This is a genomic window from Pantoea sp. USMM079 (genome assembly GCF_037153115.1).
GTDB classification, from domain to species: Bacteria; Pseudomonadota; Gammaproteobacteria; order Enterobacterales; family Enterobacteriaceae; genus Pantoea; species Pantoea communis.
On record NZ_JBBCKX010000009.1, the window covers coordinates 113,812 to 137,613 of the forward strand.

General features: G+C 54.1%; 22 protein-coding genes. 16 read left to right on the forward strand and 6 right to left on the reverse strand.

Features of this window, described 5'->3' with window-relative positions; genetic code table 11:
* Positions 1-41 precede the first annotated feature (41 nt).
* Positions 42-2,021: a biosynthetic arginine decarboxylase gene (gene speA / locus WFP70_RS14500; RefSeq protein ID WP_072016983.1), complete on the reverse strand. Its 1,980-nt coding sequence runs from the start codon at positions 2,019-2,021 to the stop codon at positions 42-44.
* 804 nt (positions 2,022-2,825) lie between these two features.
* Here speA and metK point away from each other — a divergent pair.
* The 8 genes from metK to ruvX all read left to right on the forward strand — a co-directional run bounded on the left by metK (position 2,826) and on the right by ruvX (position 10,083).
* On the forward strand, positions 2,826-3,977 hold the full coding sequence (gene metK, locus WFP70_RS14505) for a methionine adenosyltransferase (protein ID WP_058959339.1): 1,152 nt from the start codon (positions 2,826-2,828) through the stop codon (positions 3,975-3,977).
* 413 nt (positions 3,978-4,390) lie between these two features.
* On the forward strand, positions 4,391-5,785 hold the full coding sequence (locus tag WFP70_RS14510; RefSeq protein ID WP_034823260.1) for a sugar porter family MFS transporter: 1,395 nt from the start codon (positions 4,391-4,393) through the stop codon (positions 5,783-5,785).
* Between the two features lie 96 nt (positions 5,786-5,881).
* Positions 5,882-6,394 (forward strand): SprT family zinc-dependent metalloprotease, encoded by a 513-nt coding sequence (locus tag WFP70_RS14515; RefSeq protein ID WP_337023668.1) that lies wholly within the window; start codon positions 5,882-5,884, stop codon positions 6,392-6,394.
* Between the two features lie 76 nt (positions 6,395-6,470).
* Positions 6,471-7,178: a deoxyribonuclease I gene (gene endA / locus WFP70_RS14520; RefSeq protein WP_034823262.1), complete on the forward strand. Its 708-nt coding sequence runs from the start codon at positions 6,471-6,473 to the stop codon at positions 7,176-7,178.
* Between the two features lie 74 nt (positions 7,179-7,252).
* The gene (gene rsmE, locus WFP70_RS14525) at positions 7,253-7,984 is read left to right on the forward strand and encodes a 16S rRNA (uracil(1498)-N(3))-methyltransferase (RefSeq protein WP_337023669.1); all 732 of its coding nucleotides are present in this window, start codon (positions 7,253-7,255) and stop codon (positions 7,982-7,984) included.
* A 92-nt stretch (positions 7,985-8,076) separates the two neighbouring features.
* Entirely contained in the window at positions 8,077-9,021 is a 945-nt protein-coding gene (gene gshB, locus WFP70_RS14530; protein ID WP_034823266.1) for a glutathione synthase, read from the forward strand.
* An 82-nt stretch (positions 9,022-9,103) separates the two neighbouring features.
* Positions 9,104-9,667: a YqgE/AlgH family protein gene (locus tag WFP70_RS14535; protein WP_034823267.1), complete on the forward strand. Its 564-nt coding sequence runs from the start codon at positions 9,104-9,106 to the stop codon at positions 9,665-9,667.
* A complete protein-coding gene (gene ruvX / locus WFP70_RS14540; RefSeq protein ID WP_034823268.1) occupies positions 9,667-10,083 on the forward strand; it encodes a Holliday junction resolvase RuvX in 417 nt (138 codons plus the stop codon). The genes WFP70_RS14535 and ruvX overlap by 1 nt, the downstream gene beginning before the upstream one ends.
* Positions 10,084-10,425: 342 nt before the next feature.
* Here the strand turns inward: ruvX and WFP70_RS14545 are convergent, their stop codons facing one another.
* The gene (locus WFP70_RS14545) at positions 10,426-11,418 is read right to left on the reverse strand and encodes a type IV pilus twitching motility protein PilT (protein WP_337023670.1); all 993 of its coding nucleotides are present in this window, start codon (positions 11,416-11,418) and stop codon (positions 10,426-10,428) included.
* Positions 11,419-11,434: 16 nt separating this feature from the next.
* On the opposite strand from WFP70_RS14545, the gene WFP70_RS14550 reads away from it, so the two are divergent.
* From WFP70_RS14550 to hemW, 4 genes are read left to right on the forward strand one after another with little or no spacing between them, the layout of a single operon-like run.
* Positions 11,435-12,142, forward strand: a complete 708-nt coding sequence (locus WFP70_RS14550; RefSeq protein WP_337023671.1) for a YggS family pyridoxal phosphate-dependent enzyme — start codon at positions 11,435-11,437, stop codon at positions 12,140-12,142.
* A 12-nt stretch (positions 12,143-12,154) separates the two neighbouring features.
* Positions 12,155-12,709, forward strand: coding sequence for a YggT family protein (locus tag WFP70_RS14555; RefSeq protein ID WP_034823271.1), 555 nt, complete (start codon positions 12,155-12,157; stop codon positions 12,707-12,709).
* A gap of 20 nt (positions 12,710-12,729) precedes the next feature.
* Positions 12,730-13,323, forward strand: a complete 594-nt coding sequence (locus WFP70_RS14560; protein WP_337023672.1) for an XTP/dITP diphosphatase — start codon at positions 12,730-12,732, stop codon at positions 13,321-13,323.
* Positions 13,316-14,446 carry a radical SAM family heme chaperone HemW gene (hemW, locus tag WFP70_RS14565; RefSeq protein ID WP_038644900.1) on the forward strand — a complete coding sequence of 377 codons (1,131 nt, stop codon included), beginning with the start codon at positions 13,316-13,318 and terminating at the stop codon, positions 14,444-14,446. Before WFP70_RS14560 ends, hemW begins: the two co-directional genes overlap by 8 nt.
* A gap of 52 nt (positions 14,447-14,498) precedes the next feature.
* Here hemW and WFP70_RS14570 read toward each other — a convergent pair whose 3' ends face one another.
* The 3 genes from WFP70_RS14570 to trmB form a co-directional block, all read right to left on the reverse strand.
* Positions 14,499-15,218, reverse strand: coding sequence for a DUF2884 domain-containing protein (locus WFP70_RS14570; RefSeq protein WP_166932822.1), 720 nt, complete (start codon positions 15,216-15,218; stop codon positions 14,499-14,501).
* Between the two features lie 258 nt (positions 15,219-15,476).
* Positions 15,477-15,803 (reverse strand): YggL family protein, encoded by a 327-nt coding sequence (locus WFP70_RS14575; RefSeq protein WP_034823275.1) that lies wholly within the window; start codon positions 15,801-15,803, stop codon positions 15,477-15,479.
* Positions 15,803-16,522, reverse strand: a complete 720-nt coding sequence (trmB, locus tag WFP70_RS14580) for a tRNA (guanosine(46)-N7)-methyltransferase TrmB (protein WP_058959332.1) — start codon at positions 16,520-16,522, stop codon at positions 15,803-15,805. Before trmB ends, WFP70_RS14575 begins: the two co-directional genes overlap by 1 nt.
* A gap of 153 nt (positions 16,523-16,675) precedes the next feature.
* Here trmB and mutY point away from each other — a divergent pair, with 153 nt between their 5' ends.
* The 4 genes from mutY (at position 16,676) to WFP70_RS14600 (ending at position 21,094) form a co-directional block, all read left to right on the forward strand.
* Positions 16,676-17,761 carry an A/G-specific adenine glycosylase gene (gene mutY, locus WFP70_RS14585; RefSeq protein ID WP_337023673.1) on the forward strand — a complete coding sequence of 362 codons (1,086 nt, stop codon included), beginning with the start codon at positions 16,676-16,678 and terminating at the stop codon, positions 17,759-17,761.
* Positions 17,761-18,033 carry an oxidative damage protection protein gene (locus WFP70_RS14590; RefSeq protein WP_034823278.1) on the forward strand — a complete coding sequence of 91 codons (273 nt, stop codon included), beginning with the start codon at positions 17,761-17,763 and terminating at the stop codon, positions 18,031-18,033. The genes mutY and WFP70_RS14590 overlap by 1 nt, the downstream gene beginning before the upstream one ends.
* A gap of 53 nt (positions 18,034-18,086) precedes the next feature.
* Positions 18,087-19,166 (forward strand): membrane-bound lytic murein transglycosylase MltC, encoded by a 1,080-nt coding sequence (gene mltC / locus WFP70_RS14595; protein WP_058959330.1) that lies wholly within the window; start codon positions 18,087-18,089, stop codon positions 19,164-19,166.
* 503 nt (positions 19,167-19,669) lie between these two features.
* Positions 19,670-21,094 (forward strand): amino acid permease, encoded by a 1,425-nt coding sequence (locus tag WFP70_RS14600; protein WP_337023674.1) that lies wholly within the window; start codon positions 19,670-19,672, stop codon positions 21,092-21,094.
* Positions 21,095-21,142: 48 nt separating this feature from the next.
* Here the strand turns inward: WFP70_RS14600 and WFP70_RS14605 are convergent, their stop codons facing one another.
* The gene (locus tag WFP70_RS14605; protein WP_337023675.1) at positions 21,143-23,293 is read right to left on the reverse strand and encodes an ornithine decarboxylase; all 2,151 of its coding nucleotides are present in this window, start codon (positions 23,291-23,293) and stop codon (positions 21,143-21,145) included.
* Between the last annotated feature and the right edge of the window lie 509 nt (positions 23,294-23,802).

Genomic DNA, 23,802 nt, shown 5'->3' on the forward strand with positions numbered 1-23,802 from the left:
AAAAACGGGCCCTGTACAGGGCCCGCTATGCGTATTAACAGTTACTCATCTTCAAGATAGGTGTAACCATATAAGCCACTTTCAAACTCTTCAAGGAACTGTGCACGCAGCTCTTCGTCGATGTCTTTCTGCTGTGTCACCTGATCGCGGAACAGCGTCATCAAATCGTTAGGGTTCAGCTGCACATACTCCAGCATGTCTGCCACGGTATCGCCTTCATCTGACAATTGCACTTCAACGCTGCCATCCGGGAAAGCGAATACGTCAACCGCTTCGGTATCGCCAAACAGGTTGTGCATGTTGCCGAGGATTTCCTGATACGCGCCAACCATAAAGAAGCCCAGCATTGGCGGATTATCAATGTCGTACTCTGGCATCGGCATGGTGGTGGCAATACCGTCGCCATCTACGTAGTGATCGATGGTGCCATCGGAGTCACAGGTAATGTCGAGTAACACCGCACGACGCTGAGGGATCTTGTTCAATCCTTCCAGCGGCAGCACCGGGAACAGCTGATCGATACCCCACGCATCCGGCATTGACTGGAACAGCGAGAAGTTGACGTAAATCTTATCCGCCATACGCTCCTGCAGTTCATCAATAATCGGGCGGTGCGCACGGTTGCTTGGGTCCAGATGCTGCTGGATATAGTGACAGATGCTTAAATAAAGCTGCTCTGCCCAGGCGCGCTGGCCGAGATCGTAGGTGCCGGAAGAGTAACCGGTATGGATATCGAACAGATCCATCTGGCTATCGTGCAGCCATTCACGCAGCGAACGACGGACGTTCGGCTCATGCATCTCCTGCCAGGTATCCCACAGGCTCTGAATCGGACGTGGTGAATCGACATCTGGCGCCACTGGCGTACTGAATTCGTTGCGCTCTACACCGATGATGTTGGAGACCAGCACGGTATGGTGCGCGGTAACCGCACGACCGGATTCGGTGATGACGGTTGGATGCTCCAGACCGTGCTCTTCACAAGCATCACCAATTGCCCAAATCACGTTGTTGGCATATTCGTTCAGGCCGTAGTTCACCGAGCAGTCAGATTGCGAACGCGTACCTTCATAATCCACGCCCAAACCGCCGCCGACATCAAAGCATTTGATGTTCACGCCGAGCTTCGCCAGCTCAACGTAGAAACGCGCCGACTCACGCACACCGGTGGCGATGTCGCGAATGTTGGACATCTGCGAGCCAAGATGGAAATGCAGCAGTTGCAGGCTGTCGAGACGGCCGGCTTTGCGCATGATGTCCACCAGCTGCAACACCTGTGACGCTGCCAGACCGAACTTAGATTTCTCACCACCGCTCGACTGCCATTTACCGGAGCCTTGCGAAGCCAGACGCGCGCGAATCCCCAAACGTGGGATCACGTTCAGGCGCTCGGCCTCTTCCAGCACCAGGCGCACTTCGGTCATTTTCTCGATCACCAGGTAAACCTTGTGACCGAGTTTCTCGCCAATCAGCGCCAGACGAATGTACTCGCGGTCTTTATAGCCATTGCAGACAATCACTGAACGGGTTTTACCCGCGTGCGCGATCACCGCCATCAGCTCGGCTTTCGAACCGGCTTCCAGGCCCAGCGGCTCACCGGAGTTGACCAGTGATTCAATCACGCGCTTATGCTGGTTAACCTTGATCGGGTAAACCAGGAAGTAGTCACCTTTGTAGCCGTAGGATTCGCGCGCACGTTTGAAGGCGGCGTTAATCGAACGCAGGCGATGCTGTAAAATCTGCGGGAAGCAGAACAGCGCAGGCAGACGCTGACCATCGGCTTCACGCTCTTTGACCAGCTTGGCAAGGTCAACGCGCACTTCCGGCTGATCCGGATCCGGACACACGCTGATGTGACCCAGCTCGTTGACGTCATAATAGTTATTACCCCACCAGGCAATATTGTAGGTACGCAGCATTCTGCTCGCTTCCTGATCGTTCATCGCCACCTCCTGCATGGAGCGGAGTACACCCTGTTCGCCAGCTGACGAACCCTTGATATTCTTCATGTCGTCAGACATCGCGAACCTCAATTTTCCGTTGAAATATGAAACAGTTGCCGGGTCTTGCTGTTGTGAGTCTGGGTAAACATTTCCCCATCCTGCTGAGCTCCGATTATCGGGTTGCCGTGCACGTTGCTGACTCTAAGTGTAAAACACCACGCCGTAGTCAGTAAAAAACGGGCCAGAAGCCAACGCTTTTCACCGCCAAAGACGAGTGAAACACAGCGACAGAAATGAGGGAATAGCTTAGCCGGCGCTCGTGTCGGGATAATTACCGCAACGCGCAAAACTTCGACGAGAGAAAAGAATAAGACTGGATTGGGAAAGGATTGCCAGCGCGCCCGTTGAGCGCAGTGAACCGAAAAGAAGAGAAGTGTGGTTCATTACTTTTATCACCTCCAACGCCTGCAAACAGCAAACGAGAAACGGCCTGGGTGAAAATCAGAGAATAGCTCTGACGGCGCGACGCACGGTGGCGTCATCCTTTTGTACTGTGGTCGACAGCAGCGGCGTTTTATACAGTCTGCAGGGTAAAAAAGCAAAATCTTTGTCTGGGATCTGTGGAAGGTGTCAGGAATTTCTTCCATTTGCTCACTTGCGTAAACGTGCGGAATCAGAAAAAGCACTGGAAAAGTGCTCACTGTGTAACCTAGAATAGCCGTCCAGATGGTTTTCCATCTAAACTGGTTAACATCCAGGCGGTGTCGGCGATTACGCCAATACTCCCTACTGCTCGCGGCTTTGCCTGAAGGGGCGTCGAGTCGGCCTGGTCCACTTACGCTATGCAGTCGAATTCAAACCATTTGTAAGGTAAAGAACAGAATGGCTAAACACCTATTTACATCTGAGTCCGTATCAGAAGGACATCCTGATAAAATCGCTGACCAAATTTCCGATGCCGTGTTAGATGCGATCCTTGAACAGGATCCTAAAGCACGCGTGGCCTGCGAAACTTACGTTAAGACCGGTATGGTGCTGGTTGGCGGTGAAATCACCACCAGCGCATGGGTGGATATCGAAGAGATCACCCGTAATACCGTACGTGAAATCGGCTATGTCCATTCCGATATGGGCTTTGATGCGAACTCTTGCGCCGTACTGAGCGCGATTGGCAAGCAGTCTCCTGACATCAACCAGGGTGTTGACCGTACCGATCCGCTGGAACAGGGCGCGGGCGACCAGGGCCTGATGTTTGGCTACGCCACCAACGAAACCGACGTGCTGATGCCTGCTCCGGTAACCTACGCCCACCGTCTGGTGCAGCGTCAGGCTGAAGTGCGTAAAAGCGGCTCACTGCCGTGGTTGCGTCCGGATGCGAAAAGCCAGATCACTTTCCAGTACGATGGCGGCAAAATTGTCGGTATCGATGCGGTTGTCCTGTCGACTCAGCACGCTGAAGAAATTTCGACAGCCGATCTGCGTGAAGCGGTGATGGAAGAGATCATCAAGCCGGTACTGCCTGCAGAGTGGGTGAATGCCAGCACCAAATACCATATCAACCCAACCGGTCGCTTCGTGATCGGCGGCCCAATGGGCGACTGCGGTCTGACTGGTCGTAAAATCATCGTTGATACTTACGGCGGTATGGCGCGTCACGGTGGCGGTGCGTTCTCTGGTAAAGACCCGTCTAAAGTTGACCGTTCTGCAGCTTACGCAGCACGCTATGTGGCGAAAAACATCGTGGCGGCTGGCCTGGCTGACCGTTGCGAAATCCAGGTTTCTTACGCGATCGGCGTGGCTGAGCCAACTTCCATCATGGTGGAAACTTTCGGTACTGAGAAAGTCCCTACCGAGCAGTTGACCCTGCTGGTGCGCGAGTTCTTCGACCTGCGTCCTTACGGCCTGATTCAGATGATGGATCTGTTGAAGCCAATCTACAAAGAGACCGCCGCTTACGGTCACTTTGGTCGCGAACACTTCCCGTGGGAGCAGACTGATAAAGCTGCTCAACTGCGCGAGGCTGCGGGCCTGTAATCTTACAATCCTGCAAAAACGAGCCCGCTTATTGCGGGCTTTTTTATGCCCGTTAACCAGCCTGCACATTTTTCCCCGCCGTCTACACTTCATTTTCGATGCTTACAACAAAGTGTTAACGATTACATTTTGAAAATCTTTTGTAATCTGTCATTTAGAGAATTTTCAGCGTAGTTATTCATATGAAAATGCGTTATTTTCAGCGTCGTCTGATAGCCGATATTTAGAGAGATGTCAGAAACTTAAAGGGTGCTATACCTTACTGGTTACGTAACTATTTCAGGCGGAAAATGCTGGATTGCAGGGTTTCAGCGTGTGTAACCGATTACACTGATGTGATCACCCTCACTTTTTTCCGTCGGCAGGTTTCATAACATTGATAAAAACAACGATAGATAAACTTCGGAGGCATTATGCCTGGTAATACTCATAAGAGCAGAACATCGAACAAGATGATGACCTTGTTTGTCTGCTTCTTAGCGGCTCTGGCCGGCCTGCTGTTTGGTCTGGATATCGGCGTTATCGCTGGTGCCCTGCCCTTCATCGCAAAAGATTTCAACGTCACTGCACATGAGCAAGAGTGGATTGTGAGTTCAATGATGTTTGGTGCGGCTGTGGGTGCGATTGGTAGTGGCTGGATGTCTTCACATCTTGGCCGTAAAAAGAGCCTGATGGCAGGTGCGATTCTGTTCGTGATCGGTTCACTGTGGTCAGCCATGGCGGTTAGCCCGGACATGCTGATTGCTGCACGTGTAGTACTCGGCCTGGCAGTCGGTGTCGCGTCTTACACTGCTCCTCTGTATCTTTCTGAAATCGCACCGGAAAAGATTCGTGGCAGCATGATTTCTCTGTATCAGCTGATGATCACCATCGGTATCCTGGGCGCGTATCTGTCTGACACTGCATTTAGTGACGCAGGCGCATGGCGCTGGATGCTGGGTATCATCACCATTCCGGCCGTGCTGCTGCTGGTAGGCGTATTCTTCCTGCCAAACAGTCCACGCTGGCTGGCGGCGAAAGGCGATTTCCGCAGTGCAGAACGCGTGCTGGCTCGTCTGCGTGATACCAGCGAACAAGCTAAACGTGAACTGGATGAGATTCGTGAAAGCCTGAAGATCAAACAGTCTGGCTGGCAGCTGTTCCAGAGCAACAGCAACTTCCGCCGTGCGGTGTTCCTGGGCGTGCTGTTGCAGGTGATGCAGCAGTTCACCGGTATGAACGTCATCATGTATTACGCGCCAAAAATCTTTGAGATTGCGGGCTTCGCCAATACCACTCAGCAGATGTGGGGCACGGTCATTGTCGGTCTGGTCAACGTACTGGCGACCTTTATTGCGATTGGCCTGGTGGATCGCTGGGGCCGTAAACCGACGCTGGTGCTGGGCTTCATCGTGATGGCTGCCGGTATGGGTATCCTCGGTACCATGCTGCACATCGGCATTAACTCCGCTTCCGCACAATACTTTGCTGTCGCCATGCTGCTGATGTTCATCGTTGGTTTTGCGATGTCTGCCGGTCCGTTGATCTGGGTACTGTGTTCAGAAATTCAGCCGCTGAAAGGCCGCGATTTTGGTATCACCGTGTCGACCGCAACCAACTGGATTGCCAACATGATCGTCGGTGCCACCTTCCTGACCATGCTGAACACGCTGGGCAACGCGCCGACCTTCTGGGTATACGCAGGTCTGAATGTGTTCTTTATCCTGCTGACCGTGGCGCTGATTCCAGAGACCAAAAACGTCTCGCTGGAACACATCGAGCGCAACCTGATGCAAGGCAAAAAACTGCGCGATATCGGCCAGCAATAAGGTCGATAAGCGATACGAAGGGCTGCCGATTGGCGGCCCTTTTTTTGTGCGTTTCGTCAGGTGCGCATTTGTGCGTACCAGGTTATCCTGCCCGACATGAAAACACCTCGCCTTCCCATTGCCCTGCAACAAGCCGTGATGCGCTCGTTGCGTCACCATTTGCAGCTCGCCAATGAAAAGCTGGAGCGTCACTATGACGAGCCGAAGCTGGTGTATCAGCAGCGCGGCACCGCTGCCGGTACGGCCTGGCTGGAGAAATGGGAGATTCGCATCAACCCGGTGCTATTGCTGGAGAATCAGCAGGCATTTGTGGATGAGGTGGTGCCGCACGAACTGGCGCACCTGCTGGTATGGAAAACCTTTGGCCGCGTGCCGCCGCACGGCAAAGAGTGGAAGTGGATGATGGAGAGCGTGCTCGGCGTTCCCGCGCGTCGTACCCATCAGTTCGAAATCGCGTCGGTGCGCAGCAATACCTTCCCCTATCGCTGCCGCTGTCAGCAGCATCAGCTCACCGTGCGCCGCCACAATCGCGTGCAGCGCGGCGAGAGTGAATATCGCTGCGTGCATTGCGGCACCTTGCTGCAACCTGGTGAATTTTCAGCAGCTTAATCCGTTTATCTGATTTCCCACCCTGCGCCATTCTGTTACCCTGCCGCCTTTTTACGCATCAGGTAATTTTTGGAATATGTCTCGCAAAACGCTGTTGTTACTCTCCTTATTAGTTGCCCCCATTAGCGCCTTCAGCCTCAGCATCACCCACTACAATCAAAACAACTTCCAGCAGGCCAAAGTGGTCGCCGCGCAGATCAATGCCGATGCCCCGGCAGAATTTTACTGCGGCTGTAAAATCAGCTGGCACGGCAAAAAAGGCGTCCCTGACCTCAGCAGCTGTGGCTACAGCGTGCGTAAAAATGCCAATCGCGCAGAGCGTATTGAGTGGGAACATGTGATGCCCGCATGGGAGTTCGGCCATCAGCGCCAGTGCTGGCAAAACGGCGGCCGTAAAAACTGCAGTAAAGATGCCGATTACCGCCGCATTGAAAGCGACCTGCACAATCTGCAGCCGGCGATTGGTGAAGTGAATGGCGATCGCAATAACTTCCAGTACAGTCAGTGGAACGGCGGCGACGCGCAATATGGTCAGTGCGCAATGAAAGTCGATTTCAAGCAGAAGCTGGCGCAGCCACCCGAGCGTGCACGCGGTGCCATCGCCCGCACTTACTTCTACATGCGTGACCAGTATCAGTTGCGTCTGTCACGCCAGCAGACCCAGCTGTTCACCGCCTGGAACAAGCAATATCCGGTAAGCCAATGGGAGTGTGAACGCGACAACCGCATCGCGCAGGTGCAGGGAAATCACAATCCCTATGTACAACAGGCTTGCCAGCGCTAAAAGCGCTACCCTACACTAGCTTTTTTCCGATTGGGCCGTGTCCGAAGACACGGCATAACGCTGGCAGGAACCGCATGCGCATACCTCGCATTTATCATCCCGAACCTCTTGAAGTTAACAGTGAAGTCTTCCTCGACGAAGATGCCGCTAACCACGTCGGGCGCGTGCTGCGCATGACCGCCGGTCAACAAATTGAGCTGTTTGATGGCAGTAATCTGACTTTTAACGCCGAAATCACCCAGGCTGATAAAAAGCGTGTAAAAGTAAGGGTCCTTGCCAGTCAGCCTGATGACCGTGAATCTCCGCTCCTTCTCCATCTTGGGCAGGTGATGTCGCGCGGCGAAAAGATGGAATTCACCATCCAGAAATCGATCGAACTCGGCGTGAACGTAATTACACCCTTGTTTTCGGAGCGCTGCGGCGTAAAGCTGGATGCTGAACGACTGGCGAAGAAGATTCAGCAATGGCAAAAAATTGCGATTGCCGCCTGTGAACAGTGCGGCCGTAATCGTGTGCCGGAAATCCGTGAAGCGATGACGCTGGAAGCCTGGTGTGCCGAGCAGGAAAGCGGTTTAAAGCTCAATCTGCATCCGCGTGCCAGCCACAGTATTAACACTCTGCCGCAGCCGGTTGAACGTGTACGCCTGCTGATTGGTCCGGAAGGCGGCTTATCCGCAGACGAAATTGCCATGACCGCGCAGCAGGGTTTCACCGATATTTTGCTGGGCCCACGCGTGTTGCGTACAGAAACTACCGCACTGACGGCCATTACGGCACTTCAGGTGAGGTTTGGTGACCTGGGTTAAGGGATACTTTTAGGGTTTTAAAACTACGCACGTGAAAAGCCGCAGCGCTGTCACGGAACGGGGCAATAAATTCCCCCTTTGAGGAGAGAATAATGATTAAGCTTGGCATCGTTATGGACCCAATTTCGTCCATCAACATTAAAAAAGACACCAGCTTCGCCATGTTGCTGGAAGCACAGCGCCGTGGTTACGAAATTCATTACATGGAGATGGGCGATCTCTCCCTGCGCGGTGGCGTCACCTACGCCCGCACGCGCCTGCTGAGCGTGGAGCAGAACTACGACAAATGGTACGAGTTCGGCAGTGAGCAGGTAATCCCGCTGGCCGATCTCAACGTGGTGCTGATGCGTAAAGATCCGCCGTTCGATACCGAATTCATCTATGCCACCTACCTGCTGGAGCGCGCGGAAGAGCAAGGTACGCTGATCGTCAACAAACCGCAGAGCCTGCGTGACTGTAACGAGAAACTGTACACCGCGTGGTTCGCCGACCTGACGCCAGACACGCTGGTGACCCGCAATAAAGAGCAGCTGCGTGCCTTCTGGCAGGAGCACGGTGATGTGATCCTTAAGCCGCTGGACGGCATGGGCGGCGCCTCGATTTTCCGCGTGAAGCAGGACGACCCGAACTTTGGTGTCATCACCGAAACCCTGACCAATCACGGCCAGAACTTCTGCATGGCGCAAAACTACCTGCCGGCGATCAAAGAGGGCGATAAGCGCGTGCTGGTGGTGGATGGCGAGCCGGTGCCGTATTGCCTGGCGCGTATCCCACAGGGTGGCGAAACCCGTGGTAACCTTGCAGCTGGTGGCCGCGGTGAAGCACGCCCGTTGAGTGACAGCGATTGGGAAATCGCCCGTCGCGTGGGTCCAACGCTGAAAGCTAAAGGGCTGATTTTTGTCGGTCTGGACATCATTGGTGATAAACTCACCGAAGTTAACGTAACCAGCCCAACCTGCGTGCGTGAAATCGAGGCTGCATTCCCGATCTCGATCACCGGCATGCTGATGGATGCCATTGAGAAACGCCTGGGCTGATGTCAACGGCGTGTAAGCGCCGTGAGAACCCAAAACCGACGTGGCTGCGGCCGCGCCGGTTATTTTTGGTATACGAGTGAGAATGAATTTACAGCACCATTTTTTGATTGCGATGCCGTCGCTGCAGGACCCGCTGTTCAAACGCTCGGTGGTGTATATCTGCGAGCACAATGAAGATGGCGCCATGGGCTTGATCGTGAATAAGCCGATGGAAAACCTGACGGTCGAAGGCATTCTGAAGAAACTTAAAATCAGCCCATCAGAACGTGATCCTGCCATTAAGCTGGATAAGCCGGTGTTCGCTGGCGGCCCGCTGGCGGAAGATCGCGGCTTTATCCTGCACTCTGCCCAGAAAATTTACTCTTCCAGCATCCGTATCTCTGATAACACCGTGATCACCACTTCACGGGATGTGCTGGAAGCGATCGGCACCTCAGAACAGCCCGATAACGTGCTGGTGGCTTTAGGTTATTGCGCCTGGGAAAAAGATCAGCTGGAGAACGAGCTGCTGGAAAATGCCTGGCTGACCACACCCGCGAACAGCAATATTCTGTTCCAGACGCCAATCGCCGAGCGCTGGCGCGAAGCCGCACGCAGCATGGGCATTGATATTCATAATATGACCAGCGATGCAGGGCACGCCTGATGGCCAGTGAAACCTTGCTTGGCTTCGATTTCGGCACCAAAAGCATCGGTGTGGCGGTCGGTCAACAGTTGACCGGCACCGCTCGCGCTCTGACCGCGCTTAAAGCGCAAGATGGCACGCCGGACTGGAAGCTGATCGAGAAGCTACTGAAAGAGTGGCAGCCTGATTACGTGGTGGTGGGCTTGCCGTTGAACATGGACGGCACCGAGCAGCCGTTAACCGATCGCGCCCGTAAGTTCGCCAATCGCATTCATGGCCGATTCGGCGTGCGCGTTGAGCTGCAGGACGAGCGGTTAAGCACCGTGGAAGCGCGCGCCGACCTGTTCGAACGCGGTGGCTTCCGTGCATTGCAAAAAGGTCAGGTCGATTCGCAATCGGCGGTGATCATTCTGGAAGATTGGTTCGATACGCACTGATTGAAATCCAGGTGCGCGTGAATGCGCACCTGACAAATTGCGGCAACAGCTTGCTTGTTATTCGCTCGGCTATAGTGCTCCCGCCATTTACGGCAACCTGCAAACACGCCAATCAATTCTGCCACTTGTATTGACTCACAGGCGCGCAAATCATGCCCCGCCCTGTTGTAACGACTCGCAGGCATTAAAATCATCCCCGCCTCTTTGTATCAACTCGCAGGCACTCAAATCATGCCCACTCCCTTGTATCGACTTGCAAGCATTCAAATCATGCCCCGCCCTTTAGTAGCAACTCGCAGGCACGCAAATCATGCCCGCCCTTTTGAATCGACTCGCAAATTCTCAAATCAATCCCGCCTGTTGTCGCGCCTGTTCGCTCTGCGCGAACGTCTGCATCCCTGACTGCGCGCCGGTTTGCAGCACGCCAGGCAGTTGATGCATCTTGCCCTCACGGATTAAATTGGTCACCGCAGGCGTGGCCACCAACACCTCGAACAAGCCAATTCGCCCGCCGTTTTTTGCCGGCACCAAACGCTGCGCCAGCACCGCTTTCAAACTGCCCGCCAACTGGGTGCGCACCAGGTTTTTTTCCTCGGCAGGAAACACATCCACCAGACGATCCACCGCTTGCGTGGCACCTCGCGTGTGCAACGTTGCCAGTACAAGATGCCCGGTCTCTGCCGCCGTCAGCGCCAGTCGAATGGTTTCGCTGTCACGTAGCTCGCCCAAAAGAATCACATCCGGGTCTTCGCGCAGAGCCGCTTTCAATCCATGCTGGAATGATGCCGCGTGCGTTCCCACTTCCCGCTGCTGAATCAACGAGCGCTGGCTGTGATGCACAAATTCAATTGGATCTTCCAGCGTAATAATGTGGCGTGCCTGTTCGCGATTGAGGCTGTCCACCATCGCTGCCAGCGTGGTGGATTTACCGCTGCCGGTGGCACCCGTAATTAAGATCAGCCCCTCCTCCAGCTGCAACAACTGCTGTACTACGTCGGGCAGCTGTAATTGGTTGATATCGGGTGCCTGGCTGGCAATCAAGCGCAACGCCAGCGATAAACCGTGGCGCTGCATAAACAGGTTGGCACGCAAACGCACGCCGCTTTCCAGAGTGATGGCAAAATCAACGTGCCCGCTCGCTTCCAGCTCATCCTGCTGCACGCCGCTGAGCCACTGTTGCAAAAAGGTTTCCAGCCAGTCGCCATCCAGTGCGGTTTGCTGTGGGATCGGCTCCAGCACGCCCTGTCGGCGCCAGTGCGGTAAATGTCCGCTGCAAAGGTGCAGATCGGCGGCGTTATGCTTTACACTAAGGGCCACAACTTCATCCAAATCCATTTAACTTCTCCTGACTATGACTTCCATTGAGCACAACCTACAGAAAGTGCGTGAGCGTATCGCCACTGCCGCTGCACGCTGCGGCCGCGCGCCAGAAGAAATTACCCTGCTTGCAGTGAGCAAAACCAAACCTGCGAGCGCAGTCGCAGAAGCGATTGCTGCGGGTCAGCAGGCATTCGGTGAAAATTACGTACAGGAAGGGGTTGAAAAGGTGACTGAGCTGGCCGCACATCCTGATCTGCAGTGGCACTTTATCGGGCCGCTACAATCCAATAAAAGCCGCCTGGTGGCGGAGAATTTTGCCTGGTGTCACACCGTGGATCGTGAACGCATTGCACAACGTCTGAACGATCAGCGTCCGGCAGCGTTGCCACCGCTTAACGTGTTAATTCAGGTAAATATCAGTGACGAGAACAGCAAATCTGGCATCATGCTGGAGGCGATTCCGGCGCTGGCGACGCAGATAGCCGCATTGCCGCGTCTGCGCTTGCGCGGATTAATGGCGATCCCGGCGCCGGAGCCAGATTACGATCGACAGTTCGCGGTATGTCAGCAGATGGCTGACGCGTTTCGCGCCCTGCAACAGAATTACCCTGACGTCGATACGCTTTCTCTGGGAATGAGCGACGACATGGATGCGGCAATCGCCGCAGGCAGCACCATGGTGCGCATTGGCACCGCCGTATTTGGCGCGCGGGATTATGCGCGACCTTCACAACAATAATTGAGGAACCTCATGTTAACAATGACGTTTTTAGTCAAAACGCTGATCGACCTGTACGTGATGGTATTGCTGCTGCGCATCTGGATGCAGTGGTCACGCTGTGATTTCTACAACCCGCTGTCACAGTTTGTGGTGAAGATTACACAGCCGATTATCAAGCCGCTGCGCCGCGTGCTGCCAGCGATAGGCCCGATTGACACAGCCTCTCTGGTGCTGGCCTTTGTACTGACCACCCTGAAATATCCGGTGCTACTGTTAATTCAGGTTGGCGTTTTCTCAGTGGATCCCACCAATCTGTTAGTCGGCCTGTTGTCACTGGTGAAATCCGCCGGTTATCTGGTGTTCTGGGTGATTATCATTCGTTCACTGATGAGCTGGATCAGCCAGGGACGTGGCCCGATTGATTACGTGTTGATTCAGCTGACTGAACCGCTGATGGCACCGATTCGCCGTATTCTGCCTGCGATGGGCGGCATCGATTTCTCTGCCATGATTGTGATTCTGGTGCTGTACGCGCTGAATTTCCTCGGCATGGACCTGTTCCCGGGTCTCTGGTATTTGCTGTAATTCGTTAATCTGGAACTGTTATGCAAAAAGTCGTACTCGCCACCGGTAATCCGGGCAAAGTTCGTGAACTGGCCGATTTGTTAGCGGCCTTCGGCCTCGATATCGTGGCGCAAACCGAGCTGGGCGTTGAGTCAGCGGAAGAAACCGGTCTGACCTTTATTGAAAATGCCATTCATAAGGCGCGTCATGCGGCGCAGATCACTGGCTTGCCAGCGATTGCCGATGACTCTGGTCTGGCGGTGGATGCGCTCGGCGGCGCGCCAGGCATCTACTCTGCGCGCTATGCCGGAGAAGACGCCAGCGATCAGCAAAATCTCGATAAGCTGCTGGTGGCGTTGGAAAACGTGCCGGATGGCAAGCGCCAGGCGCAGTTCCATTGCGTGCTGGTTTACCTGCGCCATGCTGAAGATCCGACACCGCTGGTGTTCCACGGCAGTTGGGCGGGTGAAATTACCCGTGCAGCAGCAGGTGAAGGTGGCTTTGGTTACGACCCGATTTTCTATGTTCCTGAACTGGGCAAAACTGCAGCAGAGCTGAGTAAAGATGAAAAGCGTGCTGTTTCTCACCGTGGCAAAGCATTGACGCTGTTACTGGGTGCGATGCGCAATGCCTGAGTTACCTCCGTTAAGCCTGTACATCCACATTCCGTGGTGTGTGCAGAAGTGTCCGTACTGTGATTTCAACTCCCACGCGTTAAAAGGCGAGGTGCCGCACATCGAGTATGTGCAGCACCTGCTCAGCGATCTTGAACAGGACCTGCCGCTAACCGCTGGCCGTGAAGTACGCACCATCTTCATTGGCGGCGGCACACCGAGTCTGCTCAGCAGCAACGCCATGCAAATGTTGATGGATGGCGTGCGTGCGCGCCTGCCGCTGGCGGCCGATGCAGAGGTCACCATGGAAGCCAATCCGGGCACCGTGGAAGCGGATCGCTTCAGCGGCTACCAGAAAGCCGGTATTAACCGTATTTCGATTGGCGTGCAGAGTTTTAGCCCGCAGAAGCTGGAGCGCTTAGGGCGCATTCACGGCCCTGATGAAGCGGTACGTGCCGCCCATCTCGCGGCCGGTCTTGGTCTGCGCAGCTTCAATCTCGATCTGATGCACGGCTTGCCCGATCAGTCACTGGAAGAGGCACTGGACGATTTGCGTCAGGCGATTGCGCTGAATCCGCCGCACCTGTCGTGGTATCAGCTGACCATCGAGCCGAACACGATGTTCAGCTCGCGTCCGCCGGTGTTGCCGGATGACGATGCGCTGTGGGACATCTACGAACAAGGCCATGAGTTGCTGAGTGCCGCCGGTTATCAGCAGTATGAAACCTCGGCCTATGCGAAGCCGGGTTATCGCTGCGAACACAACCTTAACTACTGGCGCTTTGGTGATTACCTTGGCATCGGCTGTGGTGCCCACGGCAAATTGACGCAACCGGATGGCAGAATTGTGCGAACGGTGAAAACCCGTCATCCGCGCGGCTTTATGCAAGGTAAGTATCTCGACAAGCAGCACAACGTTGAGAACGATGACAAGCCGTTTGAGTTCTTTATGAACCGCTTCCGTCTGCTGGAAGCCGCACCGCGTGCAGATTTCAGCCGCTATACCGGGCTGGATGAGCAAGTGATCCGCGCGCAGATGGATGAAGCGATCAAGGCGGGTTACGTGGTGGAAACCGCAGAGCAGTGGCAGATAACCGAAAAAGGGAAGTTGTTCCTGAATTCGCTGCTTGAACTGTTTATGTAGGCCAAACAGTCATATAACCCAGCGGCACGCTACTTCGTCCCGCTGGTTTTTTTTAACCTTTAACGCCCTGCACTAACGCTTTGCGCTGCCCTTCCAGATCCGTCACGCGATTACACACCTCATGACCGAAGTTCTGAAAGTCCTGTTCCTGCTTATTCCATTCCGCCTGAACCGCCTGCTGCAGACCGCCGAGGTTGCCCATGATCGCCTGCAGTGGATTACTGCCGCTGGCGGCCTGGCTGCTGCCCATCTCGTTCAGGCTGTCCTGCATAATACCGCCCAGCGTGCTCTGCACCAGTTTTTCGCCATCGGCGCGCACCTGGTCAATTGCCTGGTGGTGGAAGGTCAAACCATCCGGACGATGCTCAATAATACGGTTCATCTGCTGCTTCAGCTGACCATCCAGCTTGGTCAGGCGATTGCGCACGTTGCTGTTGGCACCGAGCTTTTCCACAATCACTTTATCCAGCGCCACACGGCTGCGTTCCAGACGCGTCGAAGCCCCGTTATCTACCCACGGCAAATCCCGACGTAACGCATTCTGATAGTCGATGGCTTTCTGTCGCGTGGCGTTATCCACGTTGGCTTTCTGCCCGTTAAAGGTCACATCGCCCTGCGGTGAGATTTCAAGATTACCGTTGGTGCCGACCACCTGCACGCTCTGCGGTTTGATGATCACATCATCCTGAGGATTAACGCTGCACTGATAATCAGCCTGCGCCTGTGTCGCTGCGGCCAGCAGCAGTGCGGTAAGAAGCGCCTTACGAACCATGAAATCTCCCTAAAATGAAAAGCCGCCCACGCCTTTGCAGTTAGTACAAGTCAGGCGTAAGCGGCGCAGCGAATTTGGTGACGGTCAGCGCACAGTAATCGGAGCGCGCCTGAGTACATAAGAATGACTCACGTTGCTCGCCCCTTTCGGAGCCGCCCTTTGGGCGTACAAGTCGCTTTCGCAACTTGTGAGCGCACTGCCCGGCGCCAAAAGCGCAAGTGAGCTAGCCTGAAGCGATATCTCAGGCCAGTAGAGTACTTAGTCCCACCAGACGTCAAAGAGTTCAGTTACCTGAACATCTGACAGCTCGCGTTTCTCCAGCCATTTGCGCACCAGCTCACGGTGCTCATCGGTGCACTTACCGGTTTCCTGCAGGCAAACCAGACCTTCCCACACCAGATAACCGCTGCCGTCATACGCCAGGCCATTGGGATCGATCACTTCAGTAATAAACTGATCCAGCGTGGCATCAATCTGCTCCTCGGTGGTGCCTTCGGCAAAACGCCAGGCCACAGAGAAACCTAACTCCTGAAACTCATCGATATGCAGTTTTTTACGTAAACGACGGCTACGCTGTACGGCCATTATTTAATCCTCTCAAACATCAGATCCCAAACGCCATGGCCCAGTCGCTGCCCGCGCTGCTCAAATTTCGTTAACGGACGCGTTTCCGGACGCGGCACGTAATCGTTAGCTTCTGACAGGTTTTTATACCCATCCACGCTGTTCATGATTTCCAGCATGTGTGTCGCGTAATCTTCCCAGTCAGTGGCCATATGGAACACGCCGCCCAGTTTCAGCTTACGCATCACCAGCTCGGCAAAAGGTACCTGCACAATGCGACGTTTATTGTGGCGCGCTTTATGCCATGGATCCGGGAAGAACAGCTGAACCATGCGCAGTGAGTTATCCGGAATCATCTGCTGCAACACTTCTACTGCGTCGTGACACATCACACGCAGGTTTTCCACGCCTGCCTCTTTGGCAGAAGCCAGACAGGCTCCCACGCCCGGCGCATGCACTTCAAGACCGAGGAAGTTCTGGTGAGGATTATTTTGCGCCATGGTCACCAGTGAGGCGCCCATGCCAAAACCGATTTCCAACACCACTGGCGCTTCGCGGCCAAACAGTGCTGCCAAATCCAGCGGTTCCTGCTGGAACTCGACGCCCATCTCCGGCCAGTAATTATCGAGCGCGAGCTGCTGTCCTTTCGTTAAGCGCCCCTGGCGGCGCACAAAACTGCGGATACGGCGTAATGGCCGCCCGTTCTCATCAAATTCCGGGGTGATGACGTCATTAATCATGTTGAAGCCTGCTGGTTAGCCTTTTCTGGGAAACGGGCATTATGCAAAGTTAGATAGCAGAAGCAAGCCTTTGCAATCTTCCGGTTTACACCCCGATGTCTCTGTGCTGGAATTCCTGCCTGATTGTAGAGCAAACACGGAATATTTCCTCAAATGATGCAAGCGCCGCAGTTCGCGCAACAGGTGCTGGAGTGGTATCAGCGCTTCGGCCGCAAAACCCTGCCGTGGCAGCAGGAGAAGACACCTTATAAAGTGTGGCTCTCCGAAGTGATGCTGCAGCAGACGCAAGTTGCCACCGTTATCCCTTACTTTGAACGCTTTATGGCGCGCTTCCCGACGATTGCCGATCTGGCCGCTGCACCGCTGGACGAAGTACTGCATCTGTGGACCGGACTCGGCTACTACGCCCGTGCGCGCAACCTGCATAAAGCGGCGAAGCAGGTGGTGGATAAGCACGGTGGCGAGTTCCCGCGCAATTTCGATGATGTGGCCGCGCTGCCCGGCGTTGGACGCTCCACCGCGGGTGCAGTGCTGTCCTTATCGCTAGGCCTGCATTTCCCGATTCTGGATGGCAACGTCAAGCGCGTGCTGGCCCGGTGTTATGCAGTTGGCGGTTGGCCGGGCAAAAAAGACGTTGAGAAACGTTTATGGCAGATCAGCGAAGAAGTGACACCTGCAGAAGGCGTAAGCCAGTTTAATCAGGCGATGATGGACCTCGGCGCGTTAGTGTGTACTCGCTCACGTCCTAAGTGTGAGATTTGCCCGGTCAGCAGCGGCTGCGTAGCGTATGCCAACAATAGTTGGGCCGAATATCCGGGTAAGAAACCAAAAGTGACCATTCCAGAGCGCACCGGCTGGTTCCTGATGATTCAGCACGGTGATGACGTGTTCCTGGAGCAACGTCCGCCGGTGGGATTATGGGGCGGTTTGTTCTGCTTCCCACAGTTCACCAGTGAGCAAGCGCTAACTGACTGGCTGGCCGAACGCGGCATTCACGCCAAACCACAGCAGCTGACGGCTTTTCGTCATACCTTTAGTCATTTCCACTTAGACATTGTGCCTATGTGGCTGGCGTGGCCTTCTGCCGGGTCGCTGATGGATGAAGCGAGCGGTCTCTGGTATAACTTAGCGCAACCACCGTCAGTGGGTTTGGCTGCCCCAGTAGAGCGTTTACTGCACGAATTGCGCCATCCCCAGCAACTGGCACTGCACACGCGCGTGATCCAAGAGGAAGAGTAATGAGCCGCACCATTTTTTGTACGTTTCTGCAACGCGACGCTGAAGGGCAGGATTTCCAGCTCTATCCAGGCGAGATCGGTAAGCGCATCTACAATGAGATTTCCAAAGAAGCCTGGCAGCAGTGGATGTCCAAGCAGACCATGTTGATCAACGAGAAAAAGCTCAACATGATGAACCCGGAAGATCGCAAAGTGCTGGAAAAGGAGATGATCAATTTCCTGTTCGAAGGCAAAGATGTGCACATCGAAGGTTTCACCCCGCCAGAAAAATAATCGTTCAGGGCCTCCCTTTGAGGCCCTCTTTTTGAATCAGGCACGCATTTACAATGAATAAAAAACTGATAGCGCTGTTAGTGATTGCTCCACTTTTGGTTTCCTGCTCCGGACAAAAAAAATCGCAGTATCACGAAGAATGGGTTAAGGACACCAACGGTTTCGACATCCTGATGGGGCAGTTCGCCGCCAACATTGAAAATATTTGGGGTATCAATGAGGTTCTGATCGCTGGACCGAAGGATTACGTCAAATATAGCGACAGCTATTACACCCGCAGTCACATCAACTTCGACAGCGGTAGCATCACCATTGAGACCATTGCTGGCACCGATCCGATGGCCAGCCTGCGCCAGGCGATCATCACCACGCTGTTGATTGGTGACGATCCGGGTAATGTCGATCTCTACTCCGATGCCAATGATATTCAGATCAGTAAAGAGCCGCTGCTTTACGGCCAGGTGCTGGATAACACCGGTCAGCCGATTCGCTGGCAGGGACGCGCGGCCAATTTCGCCGATTATCTGATTCAGAACAAACTGCAAAAACGTACCTCTGGCCTGCACGTCATCTGGTCGGTAACCATTCCGATGGTGCCAAACCACCTCGACAAACGTGCGCACAAATATCTGCCGCTGGTGCGTAAAGCTGCTGAAGAGTACGGCGTAGATGCATCCCTGATTCTCGCGATTATGCAGACGGAATCGAGCTTCAACCCCTATGCGGTCAGCAACTCCGATGCGCTGGGCTTGATGCAGGTGGTTCAGCACACCGCTGGCGTGGATGTGTTCCGCATGAAGGGCAAATGGGGTAAACCGAGCCGCAGCTATCTGCTCGATCCGGCCAATAACATTGATGCGGGAACGGCCTATCTGTCGCTGTTGCAGAAGAGTTATTTAGGCGGGATTCAGGATCCAGTGTCACGCCGTTATGCGGTAATTACCGCCTACAACGGCGGCGCGGGTAGCGTACTGCGCGTGTTCTCCAGCGATAAAGATCGTGCCTTCGCCAAGATTAACGACATGTCGCCTAATGATGTGTATCAAACGCTGACCACCAGCCATCCATCGGGCGAATCACGTCGCTATCTGTACAAGGTGAATCAGGCACAGCGTAGTTATCATCGGTATTAATCATCAACTGATGAGTTAATGCATTAGTTATTTTAGGGGCAGACAGAGAGAAAAACATTGACTCTGACTGCCTCTTTTTTAATTACCCTTGCAGGGATATATCCCGTCGATAAATTTCGCCTGACCTCACAAAAATAAGAAATCAATATGGTGAAACTTCGCCCATCGCAACGTGTTGTTTTTACAACCACACGCACGACCTGCCTAACATTTATATTCTATATTCTTTCGTTTTCTTCCCATCTCACATTCCCGCCCTGATTGACCCTTTTTTCAATAAGGTGCAATGATTATTTCACGTCTCCACAGATAAATTAACAACGTCCCACATCGCTCTATAAATAATTTCTGGCATTGATTTAAATAATTAAAATATCGATGAAGATCACACTTCATCGCGGAAAATAACATCGTATCGGGCATATCAACATTATTTCATCAACACGGATGCTTGCATCCCGTGGGATATCCAATGTCATGCCTGAATTGCTAAGAGGAAATGTATGAGCCATTCACCCGCAAAACAGGATTCGTTAGGCGACGGCCTTTCAGATCGACAGGTTGGTATGATCTCCATTGCTGGCATTATTGGTGCCGGGTTATTTGTCGGCTCCGCGAATGCCATCGCCACGGCGGGCCCGGCCGTGTTGCTCTCCTACGCGATGACCGGTGTGCTGGTACTGCTGGTGATGCGCATGCTGGGGGAAATGGCCGTGCTGCAACCTGATTCGGGATCCTTTTCCACCTACGCGGCGAAAGCCATTGGTCCATGGGCCGGTTTCACTATCGGCTGGCTATATTGGTGGTTTTGGGTGTTACTGATTCCGGTTGAAGCGATTGCCGGAGCCGATATTCTGCATGCTTATTTCCCTTCCATTGCCTCGTGGCAATTTACCACTGCGATTATCCTGTTGCTCACTGTCACTAACCTTTTTAGCGTTAAAAACTTTGGCGCCTTTGAGTTCTGGTTCGCCATCATCAAAGTGGTAGCGATTATTGGATTTATTGGCATCGGGATTGTGGCGATTTCAGGTTATTGGCCACTGGCGAACGTGAGTGGTGTGGCGCATTTATATAACAGCATTGGCTTTATGCCGCACGGTTTTGGCGCGGTATTAACCGGCATCTTGCTGACCATCTTTTCATTCTTTGGCGCGGAGGTGGTCACCATTGCCGCCGTGGAATCAAAGGACCCCGGTAAAAAAATCAGCCGTGCGATTAATCTGGTGGTTTACCGCATCGCATTATTTTATTTGCTGTCTATTTTCCTCGTGGTGTCGCTGGTGGCATGGAATGATCCGCAGCTGTTAGCCCAGGGCACTTTCCAATATGTGTTATCCACACTGAATTTCCCCGGTGCCAAACTGGTGGTGGATTTGGTGGTGCTGATTGCCGTGTGCAGCTGCATGAACTCCGGGTTATATACCGCTTCCCGTATGCTCTATTCTCTGGGTAAACGCGGTAATGCCCCGGCCTCTTGCGCCACGGTATCCAACGGTGGCGTGCCACGTGTGGCGGTATTGGGTTCCACGCTGGCGGGCTTTGTCGCCTGTATTGCCAACTACGCTTTTCCGGGCGAGGTGTTTGCCTTTCTGATCTCCACCACTGGCGCGATTGCATTGATTGTCTATCTGGTGATTGCCGTTTCACAGCTGAGAATGCGTACGGCGATGGAAAAACAGGGCATCACGCCTGATTTTAAAATGTGGTTGTTCCCGTGGCTGACCTGGCTGAGCATTTTGATGATTGTCAGTGTGCTGGGCTATATGTTCTATCTGCCGCAGTATCGCTACGAGAGCTTAATGACGCTGATGGTGACGTTTATGGTGCTGTGCGTCGGTATTTACATCACCGGTAAACGCCGCAAGCAGGCGACATACCGCACAGGAAGGCTGGCTAAAGAGAAAATTCAGGTGGTTCGTCACTGATAATGTGCTGACGGCGTGCGGTGATTGCACCGCACGCCGTCGGGCAGGTTAGCGCACCATCATATTCGCCACTAAGTGTTTACGTCCGCTGTCATCTTCCTCGGTGTAAACCCCTTGCAGCTCCGGTGAGAAGCCCGGCAACAAGTTGATGCCCTCTTCCAGCGCGAGGAAGTAACGCTGCACCGCGCCACCCCACACTTCGCCTGGCACCACGCACAGCACGCCTGGTGGATAAGGCAATGCGCCTTCGGCAGCAATGCGCCCTTCAGCTTGCGCAATTGCCACCAGTTCCACCTCACCCCGGATGTAAGCCTGATGCGCATCCTGTGGATTCACTTCGACTTTCGGGAAGCAGGCCTCACGGAACATCGCTTTCTGCAGATCTTTCACATCGTAGCTGACGTAGAGATCGTGCATCTCCTGACACAGGCGGCGCAGCGTGTAGCCTTTATAGCGCTCCATGTTTTTGCGATAGACGCTCGGCAGCACTTCAGCCAGCAGCGCATCCTCTTTCACATGGTGTTCAAACTGCTCCAGCATCGCCACCAGATGCGCCATCTTCTCCGGATTCTCCGCTGGCGTCAGCAGGAACAGGATGGAGTTAAGATCGCACTTCTCCGGCACAATGCCGTTCTCGCGCAGGTAGTTCGCCAGAATAGTCGCCGGAATACCGAAGCTGGTGTATTCACCGCTGGCGGCATCAATGCCTGGCGTGGTCAGCAGCAGCTTGCAGGGATCGACCAGATACTGCTCGCTGGCGTAACCCTCAAAGCCGTGCCATTTCTCGCCTGGCGCCAGGCTGAAGTAAGCCGGATCGGCGGCGATAACCTCGGTTTCCGCCGACTGCCACAGCTTGCCGTGCACTTTCTCCGGCAGGAACGGCTGAATCATCTCGCAGCGTTCCAGAATCGCTTTACGTGCATCAATGCCGATGGTGACGCATTCGTGCCACATGCTGCGTCCGGCTTCACCTTTGTGCATGCGCGCATTGATATCCAGCGCGGCAAACAGCGGATAGAACGGGCTGGTTGAGGCGTGCAGCATAAAGGCGTTGTTGAGACGCTTATGTGGACAGAAGCGCTTCTGACCCCGGATGTGGTTGTCTTTCTTGTGAATCTGCGAGGTCTGCGAGAAGCCCGCCAGCTGTTTGTGCACCGACTGGGTGACAAAAATGCCGGGATCGTTCTCGTTCAGCTCCAGCGTCAGCGGCGAGCAGCCTTCCATTAACGGGATAAATTGCTCGTAGCCCAGCCACGCCGAATCAAACAGGATGTAATCACACAGATGGCCGATGCGATCCACCACCTGGCGAGCGTTGTAGACGGTGCCATCGTAGGTGCCGAGCTGGATAATTGCCAGGCGGAACGGGCGCTGATCTTTGGCGCGATGTGGCGCGACTTTCTGCACCTGTTCGCGCAGGTAGGCTTCATCAAAGCAGTGCGCATCAATGCCGCCGATAAAGCCGAACGGATTACGTGCCGCTTCCAGATACACCGGCGTAGCGCCCGCCTGAATCAGCGCACCGTGATGGTTGGATTTATGGTTGTTGCGGTCAAACAGCACCAGATCGCCGCGCGTCAGCATGGCGTTGGTCACCACTTTGTTGGCGCTGGAGGTGCCGTTCAGCACGAAATAGGTTTTATCGGCGTTAAACACTTTCGCTGCGTACTTCTGTGCATGCTTGGCCGAACCTTCATGGATCAGCAGGTCGCCCAACTTGACGTCTGCGTTGCACATGTCGGAACGAAACACGTTCTCGCCATAGAATTCATAGAACTGACGCCCGGCCGGATGCTTACGGAAAAACGCCCCGCCCTGATGGCCCGGACAGGCAAAGGTGCTGTTCTGCATATCAACATAGCGCGTCAGGGTATCGAAGAACGGCGGCAGCAGGTCAGACTCATACGCCTGCGCGGCTTCTTCCAGCGCTTCCCACTCTTCCGGTGCACCGTTGATTTCCCCGGTCACGCCCGGCAGCTTCAGCACTTCTTCATCGAACGCGTTGGCGACAAACACCGGCAGATTAAAACCGGTCTGGCGCAACAGCGTTAACACGCCACTGCGTGTATCCGCCAGTGAGACGACCACCGCCGCCACATCGGTAAAATCAGTATTGTCGAGCGTCACCACATCACGCGCGGTGTTCAGGCTCAGGCTTGGCGCTACCGCAACGCTGGCAGCGATTTTCAATGGATTCATAACACAAATCCCCGTAATGAAGGATGAGTGGGTGCCAGTGGCACAGCAATGAGGAAAATTCCCCGGCGAATAACGTCTTCGGGCGGATCAACCGCCGCAACCGATAGACATCAGTAAAGTCAGATCGCGTCTGTCTTTAGTCATGTCCAACAGCATAGCGCGTTAAGCTGGCCTCACCGCATGGTGAGCGAGAATTGCGAACAACAGATGACGGAGGGCCGCTTATCGTAAAGCGAACGGAGACAAGTGCAAAAGCGCATTGTACCGAGCATGGCGGCGTCCTCAGGGTGGATGGAATCAGTGGAAAACTGCGGCGCAATGATGGCATCTTTTTTTTACTGGAACAACCCGTTGCAACGAGATTGATACGCATAAGCAACATTCATCAACCATCTGATTAATAAGTAAATATCAAATCAACCCATGATAAAAACGCTTAAATATCTTTATGTTATGCGAATTTATGCAAGGTGTGTCCGCCTTCGTGTTGCTCCCTGTTTCCAGAGGAG

Coding starts and splice junctions, on each gene's coding strand:
- speA (WP_072016983.1), bottom strand. CDS start 2,021: ATGTCTGACGACATGAAGAATATCAAGGGTTCGTCAGCTGGCGAACAG.
- metK (WP_058959339.1), top strand. CDS start 2,826: ATGGCTAAACACCTATTTACATCTGAGTCCGTATCAGAAGGACATCCT.
- WFP70_RS14510 (WP_034823260.1), top strand. CDS start 4,391: ATGCCTGGTAATACTCATAAGAGCAGAACATCGAACAAGATGATGACC.
- WFP70_RS14515 (WP_337023668.1), top strand. CDS start 5,882: ATGAAAACACCTCGCCTTCCCATTGCCCTGCAACAAGCCGTGATGCGC.
- endA (WP_034823262.1), top strand. CDS start 6,471: ATGTCTCGCAAAACGCTGTTGTTACTCTCCTTATTAGTTGCCCCCATT.
- rsmE (WP_337023669.1), top strand. CDS start 7,253: ATGCGCATACCTCGCATTTATCATCCCGAACCTCTTGAAGTTAACAGT.
- gshB (WP_034823266.1), top strand. CDS start 8,077: ATGATTAAGCTTGGCATCGTTATGGACCCAATTTCGTCCATCAACATT.
- WFP70_RS14535 (WP_034823267.1), top strand. CDS start 9,104: ATGAATTTACAGCACCATTTTTTGATTGCGATGCCGTCGCTGCAGGAC.
- ruvX (WP_034823268.1), top strand. CDS start 9,667: ATGGCCAGTGAAACCTTGCTTGGCTTCGATTTCGGCACCAAAAGCATC.
- WFP70_RS14545 (WP_337023670.1), bottom strand. CDS start 11,418: ATGGATTTGGATGAAGTTGTGGCCCTTAGTGTAAAGCATAACGCCGCC.
- WFP70_RS14550 (WP_337023671.1), top strand. CDS start 11,435: ATGACTTCCATTGAGCACAACCTACAGAAAGTGCGTGAGCGTATCGCC.
- WFP70_RS14555 (WP_034823271.1), top strand. CDS start 12,155: ATGTTAACAATGACGTTTTTAGTCAAAACGCTGATCGACCTGTACGTG.
- WFP70_RS14560 (WP_337023672.1), top strand. CDS start 12,730: ATGCAAAAAGTCGTACTCGCCACCGGTAATCCGGGCAAAGTTCGTGAA.
- hemW (WP_038644900.1), top strand. CDS start 13,316: ATGCCTGAGTTACCTCCGTTAAGCCTGTACATCCACATTCCGTGGTGT.
- WFP70_RS14570 (WP_166932822.1), bottom strand. CDS start 15,218: ATGGTTCGTAAGGCGCTTCTTACCGCACTGCTGCTGGCCGCAGCGACA.
- WFP70_RS14575 (WP_034823275.1), bottom strand. CDS start 15,803: ATGGCCGTACAGCGTAGCCGTCGTTTACGTAAAAAACTGCATATCGAT.
- trmB (WP_058959332.1), bottom strand. CDS start 16,522: ATGATTAATGACGTCATCACCCCGGAATTTGATGAGAACGGGCGGCCA.
- mutY (WP_337023673.1), top strand. CDS start 16,676: ATGATGCAAGCGCCGCAGTTCGCGCAACAGGTGCTGGAGTGGTATCAG.
- WFP70_RS14590 (WP_034823278.1), top strand. CDS start 17,761: ATGAGCCGCACCATTTTTTGTACGTTTCTGCAACGCGACGCTGAAGGG.
- mltC (WP_058959330.1), top strand. CDS start 18,087: ATGAATAAAAAACTGATAGCGCTGTTAGTGATTGCTCCACTTTTGGTT.
- WFP70_RS14600 (WP_337023674.1), top strand. CDS start 19,670: ATGAGCCATTCACCCGCAAAACAGGATTCGTTAGGCGACGGCCTTTCA.
- WFP70_RS14605 (WP_337023675.1), bottom strand. CDS start 23,293: ATGAATCCATTGAAAATCGCTGCCAGCGTTGCGGTAGCGCCAAGCCTG.